At 67.2% G+C, this 18747-nt stretch carries 20 protein-coding genes; 3 read left to right on the top strand and 17 right to left on the bottom strand.

Features of this window, described 5'->3' with window-relative positions:
* Positions 1 to 75: 75 nt before the first annotated feature.
* From ACREPD_RS17315 to ACREPD_RS17365, 11 genes are all read right to left on the bottom strand, one after another.
* Positions 76 to 882, bottom strand: a complete 807-nt coding sequence (locus tag ACREPD_RS17315) for a DUF4198 domain-containing protein (protein WP_421568634.1) — start codon at positions 880 to 882, stop codon at positions 76 to 78.
* Between the two features lie 56 nt (positions 883 to 938).
* A complete protein-coding gene (locus ACREPD_RS17320) occupies positions 939 to 1457 on the bottom strand; it encodes a DUF2271 domain-containing protein (RefSeq protein WP_431600474.1) in 519 nt (172 codons plus the stop codon).
* A gap of 22 nt (positions 1458 to 1479) precedes the next feature.
* Entirely contained in the window at positions 1480 to 2121 is a 642-nt protein-coding gene (locus tag ACREPD_RS17325) for a PepSY-associated TM helix domain-containing protein (RefSeq protein WP_421568636.1), read from the bottom strand.
* Positions 2122 to 2201: 80 nt separating this feature from the next.
* The gene (locus tag ACREPD_RS17330) at positions 2202 to 4631 is read right to left on the bottom strand and encodes a TonB-dependent receptor domain-containing protein (protein ID WP_431600475.1); all 2430 of its coding nucleotides are present in this window, start codon (positions 4629 to 4631) and stop codon (positions 2202 to 2204) included.
* Positions 4632 to 4780: 149 nt separating this feature from the next.
* Positions 4781 to 5209: a hypothetical protein gene (locus tag ACREPD_RS17335; protein ID WP_431600476.1), complete on the bottom strand. Its 429-nt coding sequence runs from the start codon at positions 5207 to 5209 to the stop codon at positions 4781 to 4783.
* Between the two features lie 196 nt (positions 5210 to 5405).
* The gene (locus ACREPD_RS17340; RefSeq protein ID WP_431600477.1) at positions 5406 to 6119 is read right to left on the bottom strand and encodes a tetratricopeptide repeat protein; all 714 of its coding nucleotides are present in this window, start codon (positions 6117 to 6119) and stop codon (positions 5406 to 5408) included.
* The gene (locus ACREPD_RS17345) at positions 6112 to 6801 is read right to left on the bottom strand and encodes a Fe2+-dependent dioxygenase (RefSeq protein WP_431600478.1); all 690 of its coding nucleotides are present in this window, start codon (positions 6799 to 6801) and stop codon (positions 6112 to 6114) included. The genes ACREPD_RS17340 and ACREPD_RS17345 overlap by 8 nt, the downstream gene beginning before the upstream one ends.
* Positions 6802 to 6851: 50 nt before the next feature.
* Complete coding sequence (locus ACREPD_RS17350; protein WP_431600479.1) at positions 6852 to 9149, bottom strand: TonB-dependent receptor; 2298 nt, start codon at positions 9147 to 9149, stop codon at positions 6852 to 6854.
* Between the two features lie 150 nt (positions 9150 to 9299).
* Entirely contained in the window at positions 9300 to 9665 is a 366-nt protein-coding gene (locus ACREPD_RS17355; RefSeq protein WP_431600480.1) for a hypothetical protein, read from the bottom strand.
* A 108-nt stretch (positions 9666 to 9773) separates the two neighbouring features.
* A complete protein-coding gene (locus ACREPD_RS17360) occupies positions 9774 to 10106 on the bottom strand; it encodes a non-heme iron oxygenase ferredoxin subunit (protein WP_421568648.1) in 333 nt (110 codons plus the stop codon).
* Positions 10103 to 10639: a GNAT family N-acetyltransferase gene (locus tag ACREPD_RS17365; protein ID WP_431600481.1), complete on the bottom strand. Its 537-nt coding sequence runs from the start codon at positions 10637 to 10639 to the stop codon at positions 10103 to 10105. Before ACREPD_RS17365 ends, ACREPD_RS17360 begins: the two co-directional genes overlap by 4 nt.
* A gap of 304 nt (positions 10640 to 10943) precedes the next feature.
* Here ACREPD_RS17365 and ACREPD_RS17370 point away from each other — a divergent pair, with 304 nt between their 5' ends.
* Positions 10944 to 11357, top strand: a complete 414-nt coding sequence (locus ACREPD_RS17370) for a hypothetical protein (protein WP_431600482.1) — start codon at positions 10944 to 10946, stop codon at positions 11355 to 11357.
* A 12-nt stretch (positions 11358 to 11369) separates the two neighbouring features.
* Here the strand turns inward: ACREPD_RS17370 and ACREPD_RS17375 are convergent, their stop codons facing one another.
* Complete coding sequence (locus ACREPD_RS17375; RefSeq protein ID WP_431600483.1) at positions 11370 to 12110, bottom strand: energy transducer TonB; 741 nt, start codon at positions 12108 to 12110, stop codon at positions 11370 to 11372.
* A gap of 226 nt (positions 12111 to 12336) precedes the next feature.
* Between ACREPD_RS17375 and ACREPD_RS17380 the strand changes: the two genes are divergently transcribed.
* The gene (locus ACREPD_RS17380) at positions 12337 to 12690 is read left to right on the top strand and encodes a hypothetical protein (protein ID WP_431600484.1); all 354 of its coding nucleotides are present in this window, start codon (positions 12337 to 12339) and stop codon (positions 12688 to 12690) included.
* Positions 12691 to 12803: 113 nt separating this feature from the next.
* On the opposite strand, the gene ACREPD_RS17385 is transcribed toward ACREPD_RS17380, so the two are convergent.
* The 5 genes from ACREPD_RS17385 to ACREPD_RS17405 form a co-directional block, all read right to left on the bottom strand.
* Complete coding sequence (locus tag ACREPD_RS17385; protein WP_431600485.1) at positions 12804 to 14060, bottom strand: cysteine desulfurase; 1257 nt, start codon at positions 14058 to 14060, stop codon at positions 12804 to 12806.
* The gene (gene sufD, locus ACREPD_RS17390) at positions 14057 to 15319 is read right to left on the bottom strand and encodes a Fe-S cluster assembly protein SufD (RefSeq protein ID WP_431600486.1); all 1263 of its coding nucleotides are present in this window, start codon (positions 15317 to 15319) and stop codon (positions 14057 to 14059) included. The genes ACREPD_RS17385 and sufD overlap by 4 nt, the downstream gene beginning before the upstream one ends.
* Complete coding sequence (gene sufC, locus ACREPD_RS17395; protein WP_431600487.1) at positions 15319 to 16083, bottom strand: Fe-S cluster assembly ATPase SufC; 765 nt, start codon at positions 16081 to 16083, stop codon at positions 15319 to 15321. Before sufC ends, sufD begins: the two co-directional genes overlap by 1 nt.
* Positions 16084 to 16147: 64 nt before the next feature.
* Positions 16148 to 17623, bottom strand: coding sequence for a Fe-S cluster assembly protein SufB (sufB, locus tag ACREPD_RS17400; protein WP_431600488.1), 1476 nt, complete (start codon positions 17621 to 17623; stop codon positions 16148 to 16150).
* Between the two features lie 16 nt (positions 17624 to 17639).
* Entirely contained in the window at positions 17640 to 18092 is a 453-nt protein-coding gene (locus tag ACREPD_RS17405) for an SUF system Fe-S cluster assembly regulator (protein WP_431600489.1), read from the bottom strand.
* A gap of 132 nt (positions 18093 to 18224) precedes the next feature.
* Between ACREPD_RS17405 and ACREPD_RS17410 the strand changes: the two genes are divergently transcribed.
* Positions 18225 to 18692: an SET domain-containing protein gene (locus ACREPD_RS17410; RefSeq protein ID WP_313346307.1), complete on the top strand. Its 468-nt coding sequence runs from the start codon at positions 18225 to 18227 to the stop codon at positions 18690 to 18692.
* Positions 18693 to 18747 lie beyond the last annotated feature (55 nt).

The following is an 18747-nucleotide window of genomic DNA, read 5'->3' on the forward strand; positions in this document are numbered from 1 at the left end:
GGGCTCTGCCCGGCACCAGAGCGGCCGGGCAGAGCCCGGCGCTACGAGCAGGACCGGCCTATGGCCGGCGGGTCTTTATTGCGGAAGCACTTCCAGCGTCGCCACATAGTTCAGGCGGCGGCTCTTGGCCTGCTTCAGCGAGGTCTTCTTGTCTTCGCTGCTGGTTTCCAGCCAGTACATGCCGGCTTCCGGCCAGGTCACGCTGAACTCACCCTTCTTGTCGCTGGTGACCTTGATCTCGTCCTGGGCGTTGCGGTAACGCGTGCCGCCACGGGTGATCTCGAAGGCCAGGCCGGCGCGCGGCTTGCCGTCGACCAGCACGCGGAACTTGGCGGCTTCGCCGGCGGCCAGGTCGTTGGGGTGGCCCACGGCGACCAGCTCGATGCCCGACTTGGTCGGCTTCAGCGCGGTGTCGTTCGGGGTGCCGTTGGTGACGAAGGTTTCGATGCGGTTGACCGACTGGCTCACCTGTAGCTTTTTCGCCTTCTTCGGCACTTCGGTGGCGAAGGTCGCCGGGGTGCCGCGCCAGCGCTTGGGCTTGCCGTCTTCTTCCCACGTGGCCGATAGGCCGTTGCTGACCGACGCCAGGCGGTAGGTACCCTGCTGGGTCAGCTCGACGTCGAACACGCTGCGGAACTTGCCGGTCGACGCGTTCTGCGGCTGCACCGTGGTGCCGTCCGGTGCGGTGATGACCAGGCTGTCCAGGCGCAGCGGCACATGGTTGAAGTAGAACAGGTCGTTCGACACGGCGGCGTCGACGGTGATCCACGGATTTTCACCGGCGATCACGGTCTGCGAGGGCTGCAACCAGGCCTTGTGGGCCAGAGCGGAGAACGGAAGGACGGCGGCCAGGGCGGCGGCTAGGACGAGCGAGCGCTTCATCAACAACTCCATGTACGGGTGAGGGGCGCCCTCCCGACCGGGAGGGCAGTGAAACATCAGGGCTTGGCCGACAGCGTGACCAGGCCCAGTTCGGTGCTGCCCTGCGCCTTGCCGGTATGCGGGGCAGTGGCCGGCCAGGTGAAGGGGATCTTGAGCAGTTCGCGGCCGCCGACTTCGCGGACGGCTTCCACCACCAGAGTGTAATTGCCCGGAGCCAATGCTTTCATGGCGGGCTGCTTGTCGTTGAATGACAGCGCGTGCTTGCCGGCCGGGCGGGTCGGGCCGGTGACGCCGTCGACCGGCACATCCAGCGTGCGGCCGCTCTTGCGCCACCACTGGCGCAGGTCGGGCAGCCACTTGGTGCCATGGCCCTCGGAGTTCCCGGTCTGCTGGTACCAGACCGACAGGTTGGCGGCGACCTTCTGGTCGGCCCCTTCCAGCCACACGGCCACATACGGGCGGTGGTATTCGGCCACGGTGAGCGTGGGCACTTCGACGTTGATGTCCAGCGTGGTGGCATAGGCCGGCGAGGTGGCCAGCAGGCCGCTCAGGGCGATGGTGAGGGTGACGCGCATGGTGCGGCTCCGAAGGGAAGGGTCAGTGGATGAGGATCAGGGCGATCAGCAACGGCACCATCAGGCCCAGGCCGACCAGCGGCCAGGTCATGCGGCGTTGGCGGGCATGCAGGTGCAGCAGGAACAGGCCGGTGATGCAGAACACCAGGCAGGCCACGGCGAACACGTCCAGGAACCAGCCCCAGGCGGGGCCGGCATTGCGGCCCTTGTGCAGGTCGTTGAAGTAGGAGACCCAGCCGCGCGAGGTGGCTTCGTACTCCACCGCGCCGCTTTCGCGGTCGATGCTCAGCCAGGCGTCGCCGCCGGGGCTGGGCATGGACAGGTAGATTTCCTCGGCGGACCACTCAGCCGGCCGGCGGCCGACCGAGATGCCCAGCTCACGGTCCAGCCAACGGGCGGCGGGGCGTGGCACCGGGGCGTTGCCGTCGGTGCGGTCGCCTAGCTGGCCGAGCAGCTCGGCGGGCAGCTCCAGCTGGCGGTTCACCACCTGCGGCTTGGCCTCGATCTTCGCGGCGTGATTGAGGGTGATGCCCGTGGCGGCGAACAGCAGCATGCCGATCAGGCACACGGCCGAGCTGATCCAGTGCCACTGGTGCAGGGTGCGCAGCCAGAAGCCGCGGCGTTGCTGTTGCTGCACGGCGGAAGAAGGCGAAGGGGTGGCCACGGTCACAAAGAAAGGGGCGAATACCGAATTACACCATTGATGAGAATGGTTCGCAATTATTGGTCGCGCCCCCCCTCCGATCAGAACTTCGCGTTCAACGAAATCCAATAGCTCCGCCGCTGATCCTTCGTCGCGTAATCGTCCACGCAGTTGTACTCGCTGTCGCTGATCAACACGCAGGACTGCGACACGAAGTCCTTGTCGAACAGGTTGTTCACCCGCGCGTTCACCGTCAGCCACTGATTGATGTCCCAGCTGCCGCCCAGGTGGAAGATCGTGTAGTCATCGTAGTAGCGCACCTGCGAATCGCTCACCCCGCCCACGTTCGTCACCAGCGTGTCGCGGTAGCGGCCATAACGCCCTTCGCCGATCAGCGACAGGCTCACCGCCTCGCTGATCTGCCAGTTCAAACTGGCATTGGCCATGTGCTTGGCCGGCGTGGTGGTGCCGCCTACCGGCTTGCCCTTGTCCACGCCGCTGGTCTGCTCGGACTTGGTATACGTGTAGTTGCCTCGCAGCTGCAGGGTATCGAGCAGGTCCACATGCGCGGCCGCTTCCACGCCCCGCGTTTCGGCGGTGTCGATGTTCACGCTCTGGCTGAAGGTGCTGTAGCCCAGCGCCGCCCAGCCCGGGCCGACGTCCACGCAGTAGCCGCTGCCCACAGGCGCCACTTCGCAGTTCGGGAAGGTGCCGCCGCTGGCGATCTTGTCGTCGAACTTGTTGAAGAAGCCGGTGAGGTTGAAGCCCCAGCGCTCGCCTTCGTAGTAGCTGGCGATCTCATAGTTGGTGCTGGTTTCGGGCTGCAGGTTGGGCGAGCCCACCAGCGGCAGCACGCCCTGGCCGCCGAAACCGGTCACGCCGGGGAACAGCTGGTCCGGGCGCGGGGTTTTGTAGCCGGTGCTCACGCCGCCCTTGAAGGTCCACGCATCGCTGGCATTCCATACCAGGTAGGCGCGCGGGCTGACGTGGCTGCCGAAGATGTTGTGGTCGTCATAGCGCACGCCCACGGTGGCGGTCAGCGTGTCGGTCAGCGCCCAGTTGTCTTCGGCGAACACCGACCACATCCGGTGCTGCTGCTTCACGTTGTCGCGGTAGCCGGCACCATCCATGCCGAACACGCCGTCGGTCATGTCGGTGTCGTTGTACTGGCCGCCCACGGTCAGCTTGTGCGCGCCGAAGCTCATGTCCAGCATCGTGTCCAGCACGTAGCCTTCCAGCTCCATCGTGCGCAGCGGGCGCGGCAGGAACGCTTCCAGCCGCGCCAGCTCCGCCGGGTTCAATGCGGTCAGCGCATTGGTGCGGCCGGCGGCGCAGTTGTTGGCCGCGCCGGTGCGGCGGCAGACGTCGTTCCACAGCGTCTGCAGGTCGGCGCGTTCGTCCAGGGTCAGCGGCAGCGAGCGGCCCAGGTTGTTGCTGGTGGTATGGGTCAGCGTGGTCTGCCAGGTGCCGAATGCATAGCGACCCTGGTGGGTCAGTGCCAGCTGGTCGCGCTCGTAGCGCTGGTAGGCGGTGTAGCCCACGCGCGGCTGCACGACGCGGCGGGTGACGGTGCCGGTGCCGTTCGGATTGGGAATGGTCGCGTTGCCGACGCGCCACAGGCTGGCAAGGCTGTCCAGCGTGCCGGTCTGGCCTTCGCTGTTGTCGTACTTCTGGCGCGAGACGTCGTAGTCCAGCGACAGGTCGTGGTCGTCGTTGATGTGCCAGCTCAGGCGCAGGCCGGTGTTCCAGTTGGTGTTGGCCACCGCCTTGCCGCCGCCGCCGAAGCCGATGCTGCGTTCCCACAGGGTGCCGTCCGGCAGCGGCAGGTCGTCCCATTCCGGGTTGGAGGCCTTGGCGTCGTAGTAGCTGCCGCGCACGGACATGTCCAGCCGCTCCTTCACCAGCGGGCCGCTCAGGTACAAGTCGGTGGTGCGTGCATCGCCGAACTGGTCGTCCTGCTGCACGGTGAAGCCCTGGGTGACCGAGCCGTGCCAGCTGTCCTGGTTGCGCCGGGTGATGATGTTGATCACCCCGCCCATGGCGTCCGAGCCGTACAGCGTGGACATCGGGCCGCGCACCACTTCAATGCGTTCGATGGCATCGAGCGGCGGCAGGTACGAGAACTGGCCCCCGCCGAAGTTGTTCGGGTACAGCTGGCCCACGTTGCTCTGGCGGCGGCCATCGATCAGCACCAGCGTGTATTCGGACGGCATGCCGCGCATGGAGATGGTAGCGCGGCCGTTCTTGTCGGTGGTTTCCATGCCGACGTCGATGCCTTCCACGTCGCGCAGCGCATCCACCAGGCTGGTGTACGGGCGCTTGCTCAACTCTTCGCGGCTGACCACGCTGATGCTGGCCGGGGCGTCGGTGATCTTCTGTTCGAAGCCCGAGGCCGTCACCACCACCTGGTCCAGGGTCTTGGTGCCACTGGCATCGCCGTTGGCGAAGGCAGGTGCGTTGAGTGCACCCAGCAGGGCAACGCTCAACGTGCAGCGGGACAGGGACGTACGACGACGATGGCGCTGGGCCATGGGGGATACCTCGAAAAGGATGCGAACGCGGGAACGCCGTGGCCGGCGGCCGCAGCGGAATCGGAAATCAGCGGGGGGCCCGCAGGGCGGGCAGGGGCGGTGCGGTCAACCGGGGACGTGCAGGAGCACCGTCGCGGACGCGCGCGGAATCAGCCCTGCGGTGGGGCCTGGCCGCGCTGGACGCGCATGCCGGGTGCCGCCGGCAGCGGCGTCGCCGGGGCAGAATCGATGGTGGGTGCGACCTGCGGTGGCAGCTCGGCCAGGGTGGCCATCAGCGCATCGAGCGATACAGGCAATGGCGGATGTGGCAGGCGCGGCGGCGTTGCCGCCAGGCGCGCACTGGCCATGCGGCGCGGCTTGGCCGGCGCCTCTTCCTGCGTGCGGCTCTCACCGCCGGGGCGTTCCTCTGCCGGCAACTGCAGCACCAGCGGAGCGGTGCCGGGCAGGTGCGGTTCGAACAGCGGCAGGGCACCCAGCAGCATCGACAGCAGGGCCAGCCAGGCGAGCACCGTCGCCAACGCAGGACGCTGCCCGCGCATGGCGGGGGCAAAGCTGCGGTGGCGGTGCGGGTGGCGCAAGGTGGAATCCCTGTAAGCGCGCCGGGAGGTCCGACGCGGCGGGGATTGTAGAGAGCGTTCGTAACAAACGCAAATAGGAATGATTTACAGATCCGGTCGTTTTGATGCGCGAATCGGACATTCAGCCACGCATGGCGTGGCTCTACTGGACGGTGAATCACACGTAGAGCCACGCCATGCGTGGCTGCGCGGAATGTCAGCCCTGCACCAGCGCCCGAACCTGCTGATGGGGCGACGCGGCCAACGTCGGTCGTATATGCGCCAAGAACGACGGGCTGCCCTGCGCCAATGCCCTCTGCAGCCATACCACCGCCGCATCCACCTCACCGGCCGCCAGCAGCATCGAGGCATGGCTGGCCTGCCCGCGGAAATCCCCCGCCTCGGCCGAACGCCGGTACCACGCAGGCGCGGCGGCAGGGTCGGCGGCCACCCCGATGCCGTCCTCCAGGCAGCGGCCGACCAGATTCATCGATTTGGCGTGGCCCAGCCGCGCGGCCTGCAGGTACAGCGCGAATGCCGCGGGCGCATCCCGGGCCACGCCGCGCCCGGTGCCCAGCAGGTTGGCCAGGTTGTACATGCCCCAGTCCAGCCCTTCGTTGGCCGCCTTCCGGTACCAGACCGCTGCGAGTGCTGGATTGGCCGCGGTGCCGGTGCCCAGCTCATGGCAGCGGCCCAGCATGTTCATGGCGATCGCCAGCCCCGCATTCGCGGCCCGCTCGAACCAGTGCATGCCGGCCGGCAGGTCCTGCGGCAGGCCGCGGCCTTCCATGCAGGCCTGACCCAGCAGGTACTGCGCCTGCGCATCGCCGCGCTGGGCGGTGGCCTGCAGCGTGTCCAGGGCCGCCGCAGGATCGCGCTGCAGCTGCTCGGCCAGTGCAGTCACATCGAACGCAGCGACGGGCTCAGACATCGGCCCATTGCCGCAGCAGGTTGTGATACACGCCGGTGAGGTTCACCAGCGCGGGGTGTTCGGGGTGGTCATGGGTGAGGCGGCGGATCGAGACGTCCAGATCCCACATCAGGCGGCGCTGGCCATCGTCGCGCAGCATGCTCTGGATCCAGAAGAACGAGGCTAGGCGTGCACCGGCCGTGACCGGGGTGACCTGGTGCAGGCTGGTGCCCGGGTACAGCACCATATGGCCGGCCGGCAGCTTCACCCGCTGGTTGCCGTAGGTGTCCTCGATGACCAGCTCGCCCCCTTCGTATTCGTCGGGGTCGCTCAGGAACAGCGTGGCCGACAGGTCGGTGCGGACCGGTTGCGGCTGCCCCTCCACGCTGTAGTCGTAACGCACCGCATTGTCGATGTGGAAGCCGAAGGTCTGGCCCTGCTGATAGCAGTTGAACAGCGGTGGGAAGATGCGGCGCGGCAGCGCGGCGGAAAAGAAGGTGCTGTTGCGCCCGAGCGCATCGAGGATGGCCGAGCCGACCGCACGCGCGGCCGGGTCGGAGTCGGGCAACTGCAGGTTGTGTTTGGCCTGCGCGGACTGGTAGCCCGCGGTAAGGCGTCCGTCGGTCCAGCCGGCGGTGGCCAGCTGCTTGCGCGCCAGCGCAACCTGCTCGGCGGTGAGGACGTCGGGAATGTGCAGCAGCATGATCGGCTCCAGTTCCTCCCGCGCCGGAGCGCGGGAGGAGGACGTATCGCTTAGAACTTGAAGTTGAAGGCCAGCGTCGCCGAGCGGCCCGGCGCGATGGCAGCGTAGTGCGACGCGTACGCCTTGGTGAAGTAGGTCTTGTCGGCGAGGTTCTGCACGTTCAACTGCAGGCTGTACTGCGGGTTGAACTGGTAGCCGACCATCGCGTCCCAACGGGTGTAGGACGGCACCCACTTGGTGTTGTTGACGTTGCCGTACACCTTGTCCACGTAGTTGGCGCCCACGCCCAGGCTCAGGCCCGGCACGAACGACGGTGCCCAGGTGGTCCACAGGCTGGCGCTGTGCTTGGCGGTGTTGGGGAACTGGTTACCGTTGAACGGCGAGGGCGACCAGATCGGCGCGGCGGTCGTGCCGGTGTTGACGAAGCCGTTGTCTTCCACCACCGCATCCAGGTAGGTGTAGCCACCGAACACCTGCCAGCCTTCCAGCACGGTGCCGCTGAAGCCGATCTCGGCACCCTTGACCTTCTTGCGGCCGGCATTCTGCGTGGTGCCCGCATCGCTGGTCACGCGTGCGTTGGTCATCTCGGTTTCGAAGATCGCACCGGTCAGCGACAGGCGCGCATCGAACAGGTCCCACTTGGTACCCAGCTCGATGTTGCGGCTGCGCTGCGGCTGCAGGTCCTGGATGGTGGCACTGATGCCGTCGGCACCGTCGCCGCCGTCTACGCCGACCGGCGTGGACGAGGTGCCCCACGACAGGTAGATGCTGCCGTTCTCGGCCGGCTTGAACACCAGGCCGGCCTGGCCGTTCCAGAACGAGCTGTTGTTGCGCAGGTTCTGCAGGTTGGGCGCGGCGGTCGGCACGAACTGGTGGGTCTTGTAGTCGTCGAAGCGCGCGCCCAGGTTCAGCATCCACTGCTCGCTGAAGCTGATGGTGTCGAACACGTAGGCCGACTTGGTGCGCGTGGTCTGGCGCACGTCATTGAGCGGGTTGCTGCGGGTTAAGGTGTGCAGCGACGCCCACGGATCGTTCGGATTCGGGTTGGCGAAGTCGGTGCAGTTGTAGCCGGTCGCCGCGCCGGTGGTCGGGCAGCTCTGGTTGCCGGTGATCGGGTTGTTGGTACCGGCGGTGGTCTGCCCATTCGGGCGTACCACGTCGCCGATCAGGAAGCTGCCGCGCACGGTCTTCTCGTCGCTGTATTCCACGCCGGCATTGAAGCTGTGGCGCAGTGCACCGGTCTCGAATTCGCCGGACAGGCTGGTCTGGTTGATGAAGCTGTCGGTCTGGGTCGCGCGCGAGTTGCTACGGCGCCACAGCGTGCCGTACAGGTTCGGATTGCCCTTGCTGTCGTCCGGCTGGGTCCACAGGTAATCGTTGCGGGTATCGCCGTAGCGGGCGATGTTGCGCAGTACGATGCCGCCGAAATCGTGCGAGATGTTCAGCGTGGTGATGTCGGCGCGGGTCTTCTGGAAGTCGCGGTCGGCCAGGCCGTAATAGGCCTCGCGGTTCGGCACGAGCGGGCTGCCGTCACCGTTGAGGGCCACGTTGGCGCCGGTGGTGAACGGGTTGCTGTACGGGAAGCCGCCGGCATCGGGCAGGTCGTCGGTTTCCATGTGGTAATGGCTGACCAGCAGCTGGGTCGGGCCGTTCAGGCCGAACGCCAGCGACGGTGCGATGCCCCAGCGGCTGCTGTTGGCGGCGTCGCGGCCGGCCACATCGGCGTCGTGGCTCATGATGTTCAGGCGGGCGGCAATGCCGTCGCCGATCACTTCATTGGCGTCCAAGGTGCCGCGGCGGTAGCTGTCGGTACCGGCCACCAGCGAGCCCTGCACGAAGTTGTCCAGCTTGGGCGTCTTGCTCACCAGGCTGATGGTGCCGCCGGCCGAGCCACGACCGGAGTAGGCCGAACTCGGGCCCTTGACCACGTCGATCTGCTCGATCGCGAATACTTCGCGGGTCTGGCTGCCGGCATCACGCAGGCCGTCCACGTAGATGTCCGAGGCAGAGTCGAAGCCGCGGATGAACGGCCGGTCGCCGGTCGGGTTGCCGCCTTCGCCGGCACCGAAGGTGATGCCCGGCACGGTGCGCAAGGCGTCGAGCAGCGTGGTGGCGGCGGTCTGCTCGATCACCTGCTGGGAAATCACGCTGACCGACTTGGGCGTATCCAGCAGCGGCGCGGTGAACTTCGACGACTGCGGGCGCACGCGTTCGCCATGCACGTCCACGCCGTCCAGTTCGGTGGCGCGCTGCGGCTCGTTGGCAGCATCGGTTTCGGCGTGGGCGAGGGCAGGGGCGGCAATGGCGAGCAGCAGCGCGGACGACAGCGGGGTCGGACGGACGGTCATGGAGTTTCCTGGATGTGCGGACGGTAGCCGGACGCCTGGCAGGCGGTCACGGCGCGTGGAAGTGAACAGACAAGGGGTGCAGCAGAGGCGAAACGGCGACCGCTCAGGCGCGGCCACGGCGGGCATCCACGCAGGGCGTGGACGCCGGGATCAGGCGTACGGAGGGGCGTGCCCGGGGTTGAGCCGGAGCGACGGTTCCAGCCGCTGCCAGCGCAGCGCATCGGCCGACCACAGCGGCACCCGGGCCACCCACGCCGTGCGGCGCAGGCGGGCAGCCGGAAGCGGGCTGGGGGACTCGGTATCGACGCTGGTGTCTGCGGCAGCCGGATCGGACACGGGCATTTCCGGCGCAGGGGCCGGCGGCAGGTTCAACGTGCCGGCGACGGCGGCATGCAGTTGGACCCCGATCAGGGCATGGGTGTCGCGTGCCGGGCCGTGCGTGGCGCACGCCAGCAGCACCACGCAGAGCGTGGCCCACAGGGCGAGGGCACCGACGATGGCACGGTTGGCAGACACGCGGGATCCGACAGGCGCGACCGGTTGGTCGCAACGCCTATGGTAATGCTAACAATTCGCGTTTTCAAAATATCCCCATTCAGGTGGGGACGGGCCGTGACCCCAGCCTCAGTCGCGGTCGTCGCGGGTCCAGACCCCGTCGTATTCTCGCTTCACCGGAAACTTGGGCACGGCCGTATACGCCGGTGCGCACAGGGCGCGGCCGTCGCGTACGTCGAAGCGCGCGCTGTGCAGCACGCACTCGATGCTGCCTTCGGTGGTATCGAAGGTGCCCGACGAGAGTTCGAACTCCTCGTGCGTGCACTGGTCTTCCAGCGCGTACAGCTCGCCGTCCAGGTTGAACACCACGATCGGCGTGCCGGTCACTTCGTCGAAGGTGCTCTTCATCTCGCCGGGCAGCAGCTCGGCCGTGGCGCACACGAAGGTCCAGGTCTCGCTCATGCGTGCGTCGCCAGCGGCTTCTCGAGGATCTCGAAGCGCAGGTCGTCGCGCTTGGGCACGCCGAAGCGCTCATCGCCGTACGGGAACGGCTTCTTGATGCCGGTGCGCTGGTAGCCTCGGCGCTCGTAGAAGGCGATCAGCTCGTCGCGGATGTCGATGACCGTCATCTGCATCACCGGCACGCCCCATTCGCGCGCGGCGTGGGCCTCGGCGGCCTCCATCACCTGCTTGCCGATGCCGCCCCCCTGCTGGGCCGGGTCCACCGAGAACATGCCGAAGTAACCCTTGCCGTGGTCGTCGGCGACGTGCGCGCAGGCCAGCAGCTTGCCGTCGCGTTCGGCCAGCAGGATAGTGCTGCGTGGGCGGGCCAGGTCGGCCTGCAGCCCCTGCGCATCGATGCGCGCGCCGTCCAGCATGTCGGCTTCGGTGGTCCAGCCGGCGCGGCTGGCATCGCCACGGTAGGCCGAGGTGACCAGGGTGATCAGGGCGGGAATGTCGGCGGCGGTGGCCGCCCGGAAGGTCAGGGTGCTCATGGCGACATTCTAAGGCGGCGCGGGCGGGGTGTGGAGGAGATTCGGGACGCCGCGTCGTAGCCCGGACCTTGCTTCGGATGTCGTAATGCACCCTATTTTCCGTACATCCTTTTCCATGATGTACGGAATCTGGCGAAACGTCGCAGCCTGTGAATCACGCCTCGAAAAGCCATAGGCACACTGAGTTAGCCGCCACTGGGTCGCGCCCCTACGATGTGCCGGCTGCCCGTCCGATGCGACGCACCGTGCCGCGCCGATAGCCGGCGCAGGGCAGGCAGCACTCTTTCACTCCCGGCGGTAGGTCATGAAAAAGGTGTCGATCCTGATGTTGGTTGCGCTGATGACCGCGTGCGCCGCCAGCGATGCGGGCGACCATATTTCCGGGCGGGAGAAGGCTGCCGTGATGGAGGCGGCCGATGCCGGCGATGTGGTCGCGATCAAACGGCTGATCGCGCATTACGAGGCAACCCTGGGCAATGACGTGCTGGCTGAACAATGGCGCGAGCGGGCCTGTGCACTGGGCGACGCACAGGAGCTGTATTACCTCGCCGCCAGGCGCTTTGCCGCGGCCGAGGTCGAGGGTGATCCGGTATTACGCCACGCGCTGCTCGAAGAAGCGCACACGGCCGCCAAGCGCTCGCATGCCAGCCAGCCCGACCATTCCACGCAGTTGCTGGTGGAGCAGATCGGCAGGGCGGTGCAGGCGCTGGAGGAATGACCGGCGCGCCGGTCAGCGCATGAAGAACTCGACCGGGAACGAGAGTTCCACCGGCGCGGGGCGCTCATCGGGTACCGGCGGCAACGGCGCGGCGCGGCGGAACGTGTCCAGCGCGGCCTGATCCAGCGTGGGTTGGCCCGAGCTCTGCTCCACCGACAGCGCCAACAGGCGGCCATCGCGCGCGACGCTTACCCGCATCTGCACCACGCCCTCGATGCGGCGCGCTCGCGCTGCGTGGGGGTAGCGGCGGAAGCGTTCCAGCTGTGCCATCACCCGGCCCTCCCAACTGTCGCGGCCGGGCGGGGTCTCGCTCGGCCCCGGTGGCAGCGGCGGGCTGGGCGGTGCGGCGGCGACCGAGGCTTGCTGCTGCAGGGGCGCGGGCACATCGGTGACCGGTCGCGGCGGCGTGGGCGGCGGCACTATCCAGTTGGCCACGGCGCGTGGCGGCGTGGGCGGCAGCGGGCGCGGCGGTTCGGGCCGCTGCTGCTGCACGGTGGCCGCCGTGCTGGGCGTCGGGGCGACGATGTCTTCGAGCGGTACTTCGGGCGCGCGCGGCGGAATCAGGAACAGCTGGGTGCGCTCGGCCGGCGGCGGCGGAAGGCGGGCGACGTTGGCCACCTGGGTCCAGAGCAGCAGGGCGAAAACACCCACGTGCGCAACGATGGTCAGGGTGGCCGCCAGTTGGCGGGCGTGGCGCTCGGTGAAGGGCGCGGTGGGCGTGGTCACCAGGGCGGCATGCCCGTGGGCGTGCACGGTGCGTTGCAGGTCCCGCCGGGGCCCTTGTACGGCGTTGCCGAGCGACCGGGCGTTCGCAGCAGTGGGGACAGCCGACGGCGACATGCAACGTCTTGAATGAGAATGGTTCTCATTATTGCACGATCCCCGGGGTCCGAGGCGCGCATGGATTCGTCGTATCCTCAGCGGCGCAACCGGGCCAGCCAATGAGGGCGGGCTGCTGCGGGGAACGAAGGGGCGCCAGATGGCTGGATCGCTACGAGATTTTCCTATCGATGGGCAGACCCTGGTCGGTGCTCTGGCGGCAGCGTGCGAGCCGGACGAGCTGTGGGTGCTTACGCTGCTGGAGGTTAACGGCTATGGCGGCTCGGAGCGGCTGCGGGCGCTGGTGGAGCAGTTCGCAGCCGGCCCGCTGGAAGTGACGACACGCGCGCTGTGCGAGGCGCTCGCCAACGCGTCCCAGATCATCACCTTCGACGCGCGGCTTGCAGCGGACGCTGCAATGGAGCTGTACATCGAGGATGGAGAGGTTTACATCGACAACCTGTCGAGCCGCCGTGGTGGCGAGCGGTACGTGATTTCAGGATATGTGGAGTGAGTGATGGCTGGTGAGCCGGACGGTGTGGCTGGTCGGAATCAAACATGAAACGCCGCGGTCTCCCGCGGCGTTTGGCATTGCTTCCCTCAGTAGTTTGCAGGTGGCCGCCCGTACTACCCCAGCAGCTTGCGCACCTTGTTCAAGGCCGCAATGAAACGCTCGATTTCGTCATGCGTGTTGTAGAACGCCAGCGATGCCCGGCACGTTGCCGCAACGCCGTAGTACTGCAGCAGCGGGTGCGCGCAATGCTGCCCCGAGCGGATGGCCACGCCTTCGAGGTCCAGCAGGGTGGCCAGGTCATGCGCGTGTGCGCCTTCGATCAGGAAGGAGACCACGGCGGCCTTGTCCGGCGTGGTGCCGAAGATGCGCAGGCCGTCGATCTTGTTCAGCTCTTCGGTGAAGTGCGCCAGCAGTTCGCCTTCGCGCGCTTCCACGTGGTCCAGGCCCAGCGATTCGAGGTAGTCCACCGCGACGCCCAGGCCGATGAAGCCGGCGATGTTGGGGGTGCCGGCCTCGAACTTGTGCGGGGCGTCGTTGAACACGGTGCCCTCGAAGCTCACTTCCTTGATCATCTCGCCGCCACCGAGGAACGGCGGCATGGCATCCAGGTGCTCACGCTTGGCCCACAGCGCGCCGGTGCCGGTGGGGCCGCACATCTTGTGGCCGGTGATGGCGTAGAAGTCGCAGCCGATGGCGGCGATGTCGACCTTGCGGTGCGGCACGGCCTGCGAGCCGTCCACCACGGTGATGATGCCGCGCTTGCGCGCTTCACGGCAGATCTCGCGCACCGGGTTGACGGTGCCCAGCACGTTGGAGACATGGGCCACGGCGAGCAGCTTGACCTCGGGAGTCATGGCCTTGCGCAGCGCGTCCAGGTCGAGCGCACCATCCGGGGTGATCTCGGCCACGCGGATGGTGGCGCCGGTGCGCTGGGCGACCAGCTGCCACGGCACGATGTTGGCGTGGTGCTCCATGCGCGAGACCAGGATGACATCGCCGGCCTTCAGGCGCGGCAGTGCCCACGAGTACGCCACCAGGTTGATGGCGAAGGTCGTGCCGCTGCACAGGATCAGTTCGCTGGCACGCACGTTGAGGAAGCGCGCCAGCTTGTTGCGCGCGCCCTCGTAGGCGTCGGTGGCTTCGGTGCCGAGCGCGTGCACGGCGCGGCTGACGTTGGCGTTGTAGCGGCGGTAGAACTCGTCCACCGCGCCGATCACCTGCACCGGCTTCTGGCCGGTGTTGGCGTTGTCGAAGTACACCAGCGGCTTGCCGTGCACTTCGCGCATCAGCAGCGGGAAGTCGAGGCGTACGCGGTCCCAGTCGGGCGCGTCGACGGTGTCGGCGAGCGGGCGCGGGGTGGACAGGTTCATGCCACGCCTGCCCGTGCCAACGCCAGGTCCAGCTGCTGGCGCAGCTGCGCGGTCAGGCGTGCGTCGAGCGCATTGAGTGGCTCGTGGCAGAACGCGGCGCTGAGCAGCTGCTGCGCCTGCTCGGCGGGCAGGCCGCGCGAGCGCAGGTAGAACAGCGCATTGGCGTCGAGCTGGCCGACGGTCGCGCCGTGCGCGGCCTTTACCTCGTCCGCATCGATCACCAGCGTGGGCTGGGTGTCGATCTCGGCGTCGGCCGAGAGCAGCAGGTTCTTGTTGGACAGGTTGGCATCGGTACCGTCGGCACCGGCGCGGATGTGGATGCCGCCGTGGAAGACCACGCGGCTGCGGTTGGCGGCCACGCCGCGCCACACCATCTCCGACGCGGTATCACGCGCGATGTGCTCGATGCCCAGGCGGGTGTCGATGTGGCGGCGGCCGTTGCCGAGCAGTACGCCGTTGGCGGTGAGCTGGGCGTTGTCGCCTTCCAGGCGCACGTTGAGCTCATGCCGGCTCAGCGCGGCGCCCAGCTCCAGGTCGATACGACGGTACTGGGCGTTGCGGGCCAGCACGGCATCGGTGCGCAGGAAGGCGGTGGCGCGCGCGCTGTCGGCCTGCACGCGCGCATGCGACAGCACGGCGTCCTGCGCCAGGTGGACGTGCACCAGGGTGTTGTCCAGGTGCGCGGCATCGCCGGCATGCAGGTGGTGCTCGACCACGCCCAGCGAGGCGCCGGCGCGCAGTTCGATCAGGTGGCGGTGGTGCCAGGCCAGGTCGGCATCGCCTGCGGCGCTGATGAAGACCAGCTGCAGCGGGGTCTCGACCTGCACGCCGTCGTCCACGCGTACCAGCACGCCTTCGTCGGCGAGGGCGGCGTTGAGGCGGGCGAACACTTCTTCGCTGCGCTCGAAGCGGCGGCCGAGGAAGCGCAGTGCTTCGTCACCGGCGTGGAGCGCCGAGGAAAGCGTCTGCACCTGCACGCCGGCCGGCAGCGCCGACAGGTCGCTCAGCGCCTCCGACGGGCGGCCGTTGACGAACACCAGCCGCGGCGCGGCAATGCCGTCCAGCAGGGCGGTGTCCACCGGCGGCGCCGACAGCGGGGCGGGGCTGAAGCTGCGCCGTTCCAACTGGCGCAGCGAGGTGTATTTCCAGGCTTCGGAACGCGGACCGGGCAGGCCGGCCTGCAGGGCGGCGTCCAGTTCGGCGCGACGGGCGTCGCTGCCGCAGAAGCCGCTGGCGAGGGAATCCAGCAGGACGCTCATCAGAACGCTGCCTCCGGCACCACGCGGTCCTTCAGGAAGTGGTAGCCGTGGGCTTCCAGTTCCAGGGCCAGCTCGGGGCCGCCACTCTGCACGATCTTGCCGTCGGCCAGCACATGCACCACGTCCGGCTTGATGTAGTCGAGCAGGCGCTGGTAGTGGGTGATGACCAGGAACGAACGGTCCGGCGAACGCAGCGCGTTGACGCCGTCGGCCACGCTCTTGAGCGCGTCGATGTCCAGGCCCGAATCGGTTTCGTCCAGGATCGCCAGCTTCGGCTCGAGCACGGCCAGCTGGAAGATCTCGTTGCGCTTCTTTTCGCCACCGGAGAAGCCTTCGTTGACGCCCCGGTGCAGCAGTTCGTCCTTCAGGTGCAGCACGGCCAGCTTCTGGCGCACCAGCTTGAGGAACTGCATGGAATCGAGTTCTTCCTCGCCGCGCGCCTTGCGCTGGGCGTTGAGCGCGGCGCGCAGGAAGTAGGTGTTGTTCACGCCGGGGATTTCCACCGGGTACTGGAAGGCCAGGAACAGGCCGGCGGCGGCGCGTTCTTCCGGCGCCAGCTCAAGCAGGTTGTTGCCTTCGAACAGCACGCTGCCTTCGTTGACGTCATAGCCCTCGCGGCCGGCCAGCACGTTGCCCAGGGTGGACTTGCCGGCGCCGTTGGGGCCCATGATGGCGTGCACCTGGCCAGGCTTCACGTCCAGCGACAGGCCCTTGAGGATTTCTTTTTCGCCGATGCGGGCGTGCAGGTTGTCAATCTTCAGCATGATACGAATCCGGTAGTGCCACGCCATGCGTGGCAAAAAAAATCAAACGAAGGCGCGCTGGTGGTCAGCCCACAGACCCTTCCAACGAAACTTCCAACAGCTTCTTGGCCTCCACCGCAAACTCCATCGGCAGCTCGCGGAACACCTGCTTGCAGAAGCCATCCACGATCATCGACACCGCATTTTCCTGATCGATGCCGCGCGCGCGGCAATAGAACATCTGGTCGTCGGAAATCTTGGAGGTCGTCGCCTCATGCTCCACCGTCGCGCTCGGGTTCTTGACCTCGATGTACGGGAAGGTGTGCGCGCCGGAGGTCTTGCCGATCAGCAGCGAATCGCACTGGGTATAGTTGCGCGCGCCGTCGGCATTGCGGTCCACCTTGACCAGGCCGCGGTAGGTGTTCTGGCCACGGCCGGCGCTGATGCCCTTGCTGACGATCTTGCTCTTGGTGCGCTTGCCGATGTGGATCATCTTGGTGCCGGTGTCGGCCTGCTGGCGATGGTGGGTCAACGCCACCGAGTGGAACTCGCCCACCGAGTCGTCGCCCAGCAGCACGCAGGACGGGTACTTCCAGGTGATGGCCGAACCGGTCTCGACCTGGGTCCAGGTGACCTTGCTGCGCGCACCACGGCATTCGGCACGCTTGGTGACGAAGTTGTAGATGCCGCCCACGCCGTTCTCGTCGCCGGGGTACCAGTTCTGCACGGTGGAGTACTTGATCTCGGCATCGTCCAGCGCCACCAGCTCCACAACCGCTGCGTGCAGCTGGTTCTCATCGCGCATCGGCGCGGTGCAGCCTTCGAGGTAGGACACGTAGGCCTTGTCCTCGCAGATGATCAGGGTGCGCTCGAACTGGCCGGTGTGGCCGGCGTTGATGCGGAAGTAGGTGCTCAGTTCCATCGGGCAGCGCACGCCCCTGGGAATGAACACGAAGCTGCCGTCGGAGAACACGGCCGAATTCAGCGCGGCGAAGTAGTTGTCGCCCACCGGCACCACCGTACCCAGGTACTGCTTGACCAGTTCGGGGTGTTCCTTGATGGCCTCGGACATGGAGCAGAAGATCACGCCCTTCTCGGCCAGTTCCTTGCGGAACGTGGTGCCGACCGAGACCGAGTCGAACACCGCGTCCACGGCCACGCCCGCCAGCTTGGCGCGCTCGTGCAGCGGCACGCCCAGCTTGTCGTAGGTGTCCAGCAGTTCCTTGGGCACGTCATCGAGCGAGGCGTACTTCGGGCCCTTCGGCGCGGAGTAGTAGCTGAGCGCCTGCAGGTCGATGGCGGCGATCTGCAGCTTGGCCCAGTTCGGCATCGGCATGGTCAGGAAGTGGCGGTAGGCGGCCAGGCGCCATTCCGTCATCCATTCCGGCTCTTCCTTCTTGGCCGACAGGGCACGGATGGTGTCCTCGTCCAGGCCGGGCGGCAGCGAGTCCGATTCGATGTCCGTGATGAAGCCGGCCGAATACTTGCGGCCGAGCTGCTCGTGGATCTCGCGGTTGGGGGTGTCGCCGGGGGCGACGGTGTCGAGGGTATCGGTGGCCATGGGGGCTGCCTGTGGATCAGGAGACGACATCCGCCGCGATCACGCGGCGGGTGGCATCAACAAGGGGAAGAGGGGGCAGGATCTGCGCCAGGCTGACCTTGCGTAGTGCTTCGGACACCACGTCGTTGATCAGCCGCCAGCTGCTGCGCGCGCCGCACTGCAGCTCGCGTCCGCACTGGCTATGGTCGTGCGCGCACTCGGTCAGGCCCAGCGGGCCCTCCATGGCTTCGACGATCTCGAACAGGCTGATCTGGTCGGCCGCGCGGGTCAGCCGGTAGCCGCCGCGCACACCGCGCAGGCCTTCGACCAGCCCTGCCTGGGCCAGCGGCTTGAGCAGCTTGCTGACGGTGGGCGGCTCAAGGCTGGCGAATTCGGCCAGCTCGGTCGCACTGAGCACCTCGCCCGGGCGCGCGGCGAGCACGGTCAGGACGACGGTGGCGTAATCGGTGAGCTTGGTAACGCGGAGCATGGATAGGGCAGAGCCATAAAGCGGACTGAAATTGTACGCTTTTATGCCCGGGCATCCAACCCGTCCTGTTCAGGTGGTCAGAATCACAAGGATTAAGCGAGAATCGGACATCCCAACGCAACGGCCAGCCAGATGCCCAAGAAGATCCAAGCCCGCAAGTCCTCCATCCACGGCAATGGCGTGTTCGCGCTGGCGCCGCTCAAGAAGGGCGAACGGGTCATCCAGTACAAGGGGCTGCTGCGCAGCCACGCCGACGTGGATGCCGATGATACCGGGGATGTGGAAAGCGGTCACACCTTCCTGTTCACCCTGAACGACGATTACGTCATCGATGCCAACTACAAGGGCAACGACGCGCGCTGGTTGAACCACAGCTGCGACCCGAACTGCGAGGCGGTGATCGAGGAGGCCGAGGGTGACAACCGCCGCGAGGACAAGGTGTTCATTGAGGCGATCAAGGACATCAAGCCGGGCGACGAGCTGACCTACAACTACGGCATCACCCTGGCCGAGCGCCACACCGCGCGCCTGAAGAAGATCTGGGAATGCCGCTGCGGCTCGAAGAAGTGCACCGGGACGATGTTGCAGCCCAAGCGTTAATCGCAAAGCGCTTAACGTTTGGGCGGGTAGCGCCGGCCGTTGGCCGGCCCTCGCA

Origin of the sequence: Stenotrophomonas sp., from assembly GCF_050737075.1 — a bacterium.
Taxonomy (GTDB): domain Bacteria; phylum Pseudomonadota; class Gammaproteobacteria; order Xanthomonadales; family Xanthomonadaceae; genus Stenotrophomonas.

What these genes read in the sequence shown, in the direction of transcription:
- ACREPD_RS17315 (WP_421568634.1), bottom strand. Translation starts at nt 882, where the DNA reads ATGAAGCGCTCGCTCGTCCTAGCCGCCGCCCTGGCCGCCGTCCTTCCG.
- ACREPD_RS17320 (WP_431600474.1), bottom strand. Translation starts at nt 1,457, where the DNA reads ATGCGCGTCACCCTCACCATCGCCCTGAGCGGCCTGCTGGCCACCTCG.
- ACREPD_RS17330 (WP_431600475.1), bottom strand. Translation starts at nt 4,631, where the DNA reads ATGGCCCAGCGCCATCGTCGTCGTACGTCCCTGTCCCGCTGCACGTTG.
- ACREPD_RS17340 (WP_431600477.1), bottom strand. Translation starts at nt 6,119, where the DNA reads ATGTCTGAGCCCGTCGCTGCGTTCGATGTGACTGCACTGGCCGAGCAG.
- ACREPD_RS17345 (WP_431600478.1), bottom strand. Translation starts at nt 6,801, where the DNA reads ATGCTGCTGCACATTCCCGACGTCCTCACCGCCGAGCAGGTTGCGCTG.
- ACREPD_RS17350 (WP_431600479.1), bottom strand. Translation starts at nt 9,149, where the DNA reads ATGACCGTCCGTCCGACCCCGCTGTCGTCCGCGCTGCTGCTCGCCATT.
- ACREPD_RS17360 (WP_421568648.1), bottom strand. Translation starts at nt 10,106, where the DNA reads ATGAGCGAGACCTGGACCTTCGTGTGCGCCACGGCCGAGCTGCTGCCC.
- ACREPD_RS17365 (WP_431600481.1), bottom strand. Translation starts at nt 10,639, where the DNA reads ATGAGCACCCTGACCTTCCGGGCGGCCACCGCCGCCGACATTCCCGCC.
- ACREPD_RS17370 (WP_431600482.1), top strand. Translation starts at nt 10,944, where the DNA reads ATGAAAAAGGTGTCGATCCTGATGTTGGTTGCGCTGATGACCGCGTGC.
- ACREPD_RS17380 (WP_431600484.1), top strand. Translation starts at nt 12,337, where the DNA reads ATGGCTGGATCGCTACGAGATTTTCCTATCGATGGGCAGACCCTGGTC.
- ACREPD_RS17385 (WP_431600485.1), bottom strand. Translation starts at nt 14,060, where the DNA reads ATGAACCTGTCCACCCCGCGCCCGCTCGCCGACACCGTCGACGCGCCC.
- sufD (WP_431600486.1), bottom strand. Translation starts at nt 15,319, where the DNA reads ATGAGCGTCCTGCTGGATTCCCTCGCCAGCGGCTTCTGCGGCAGCGAC.
- sufC (WP_431600487.1), bottom strand. Translation starts at nt 16,083, where the DNA reads ATGCTGAAGATTGACAACCTGCACGCCCGCATCGGCGAAAAAGAAATC.
- sufB (WP_431600488.1), bottom strand. Translation starts at nt 17,623, where the DNA reads ATGGCCACCGATACCCTCGACACCGTCGCCCCCGGCGACACCCCCAAC.
- ACREPD_RS17405 (WP_431600489.1), bottom strand. Translation starts at nt 18,092, where the DNA reads ATGCTCCGCGTTACCAAGCTCACCGATTACGCCACCGTCGTCCTGACC.
- ACREPD_RS17410 (WP_313346307.1), top strand. Translation starts at nt 18,225, where the DNA reads ATGCCCAAGAAGATCCAAGCCCGCAAGTCCTCCATCCACGGCAATGGC.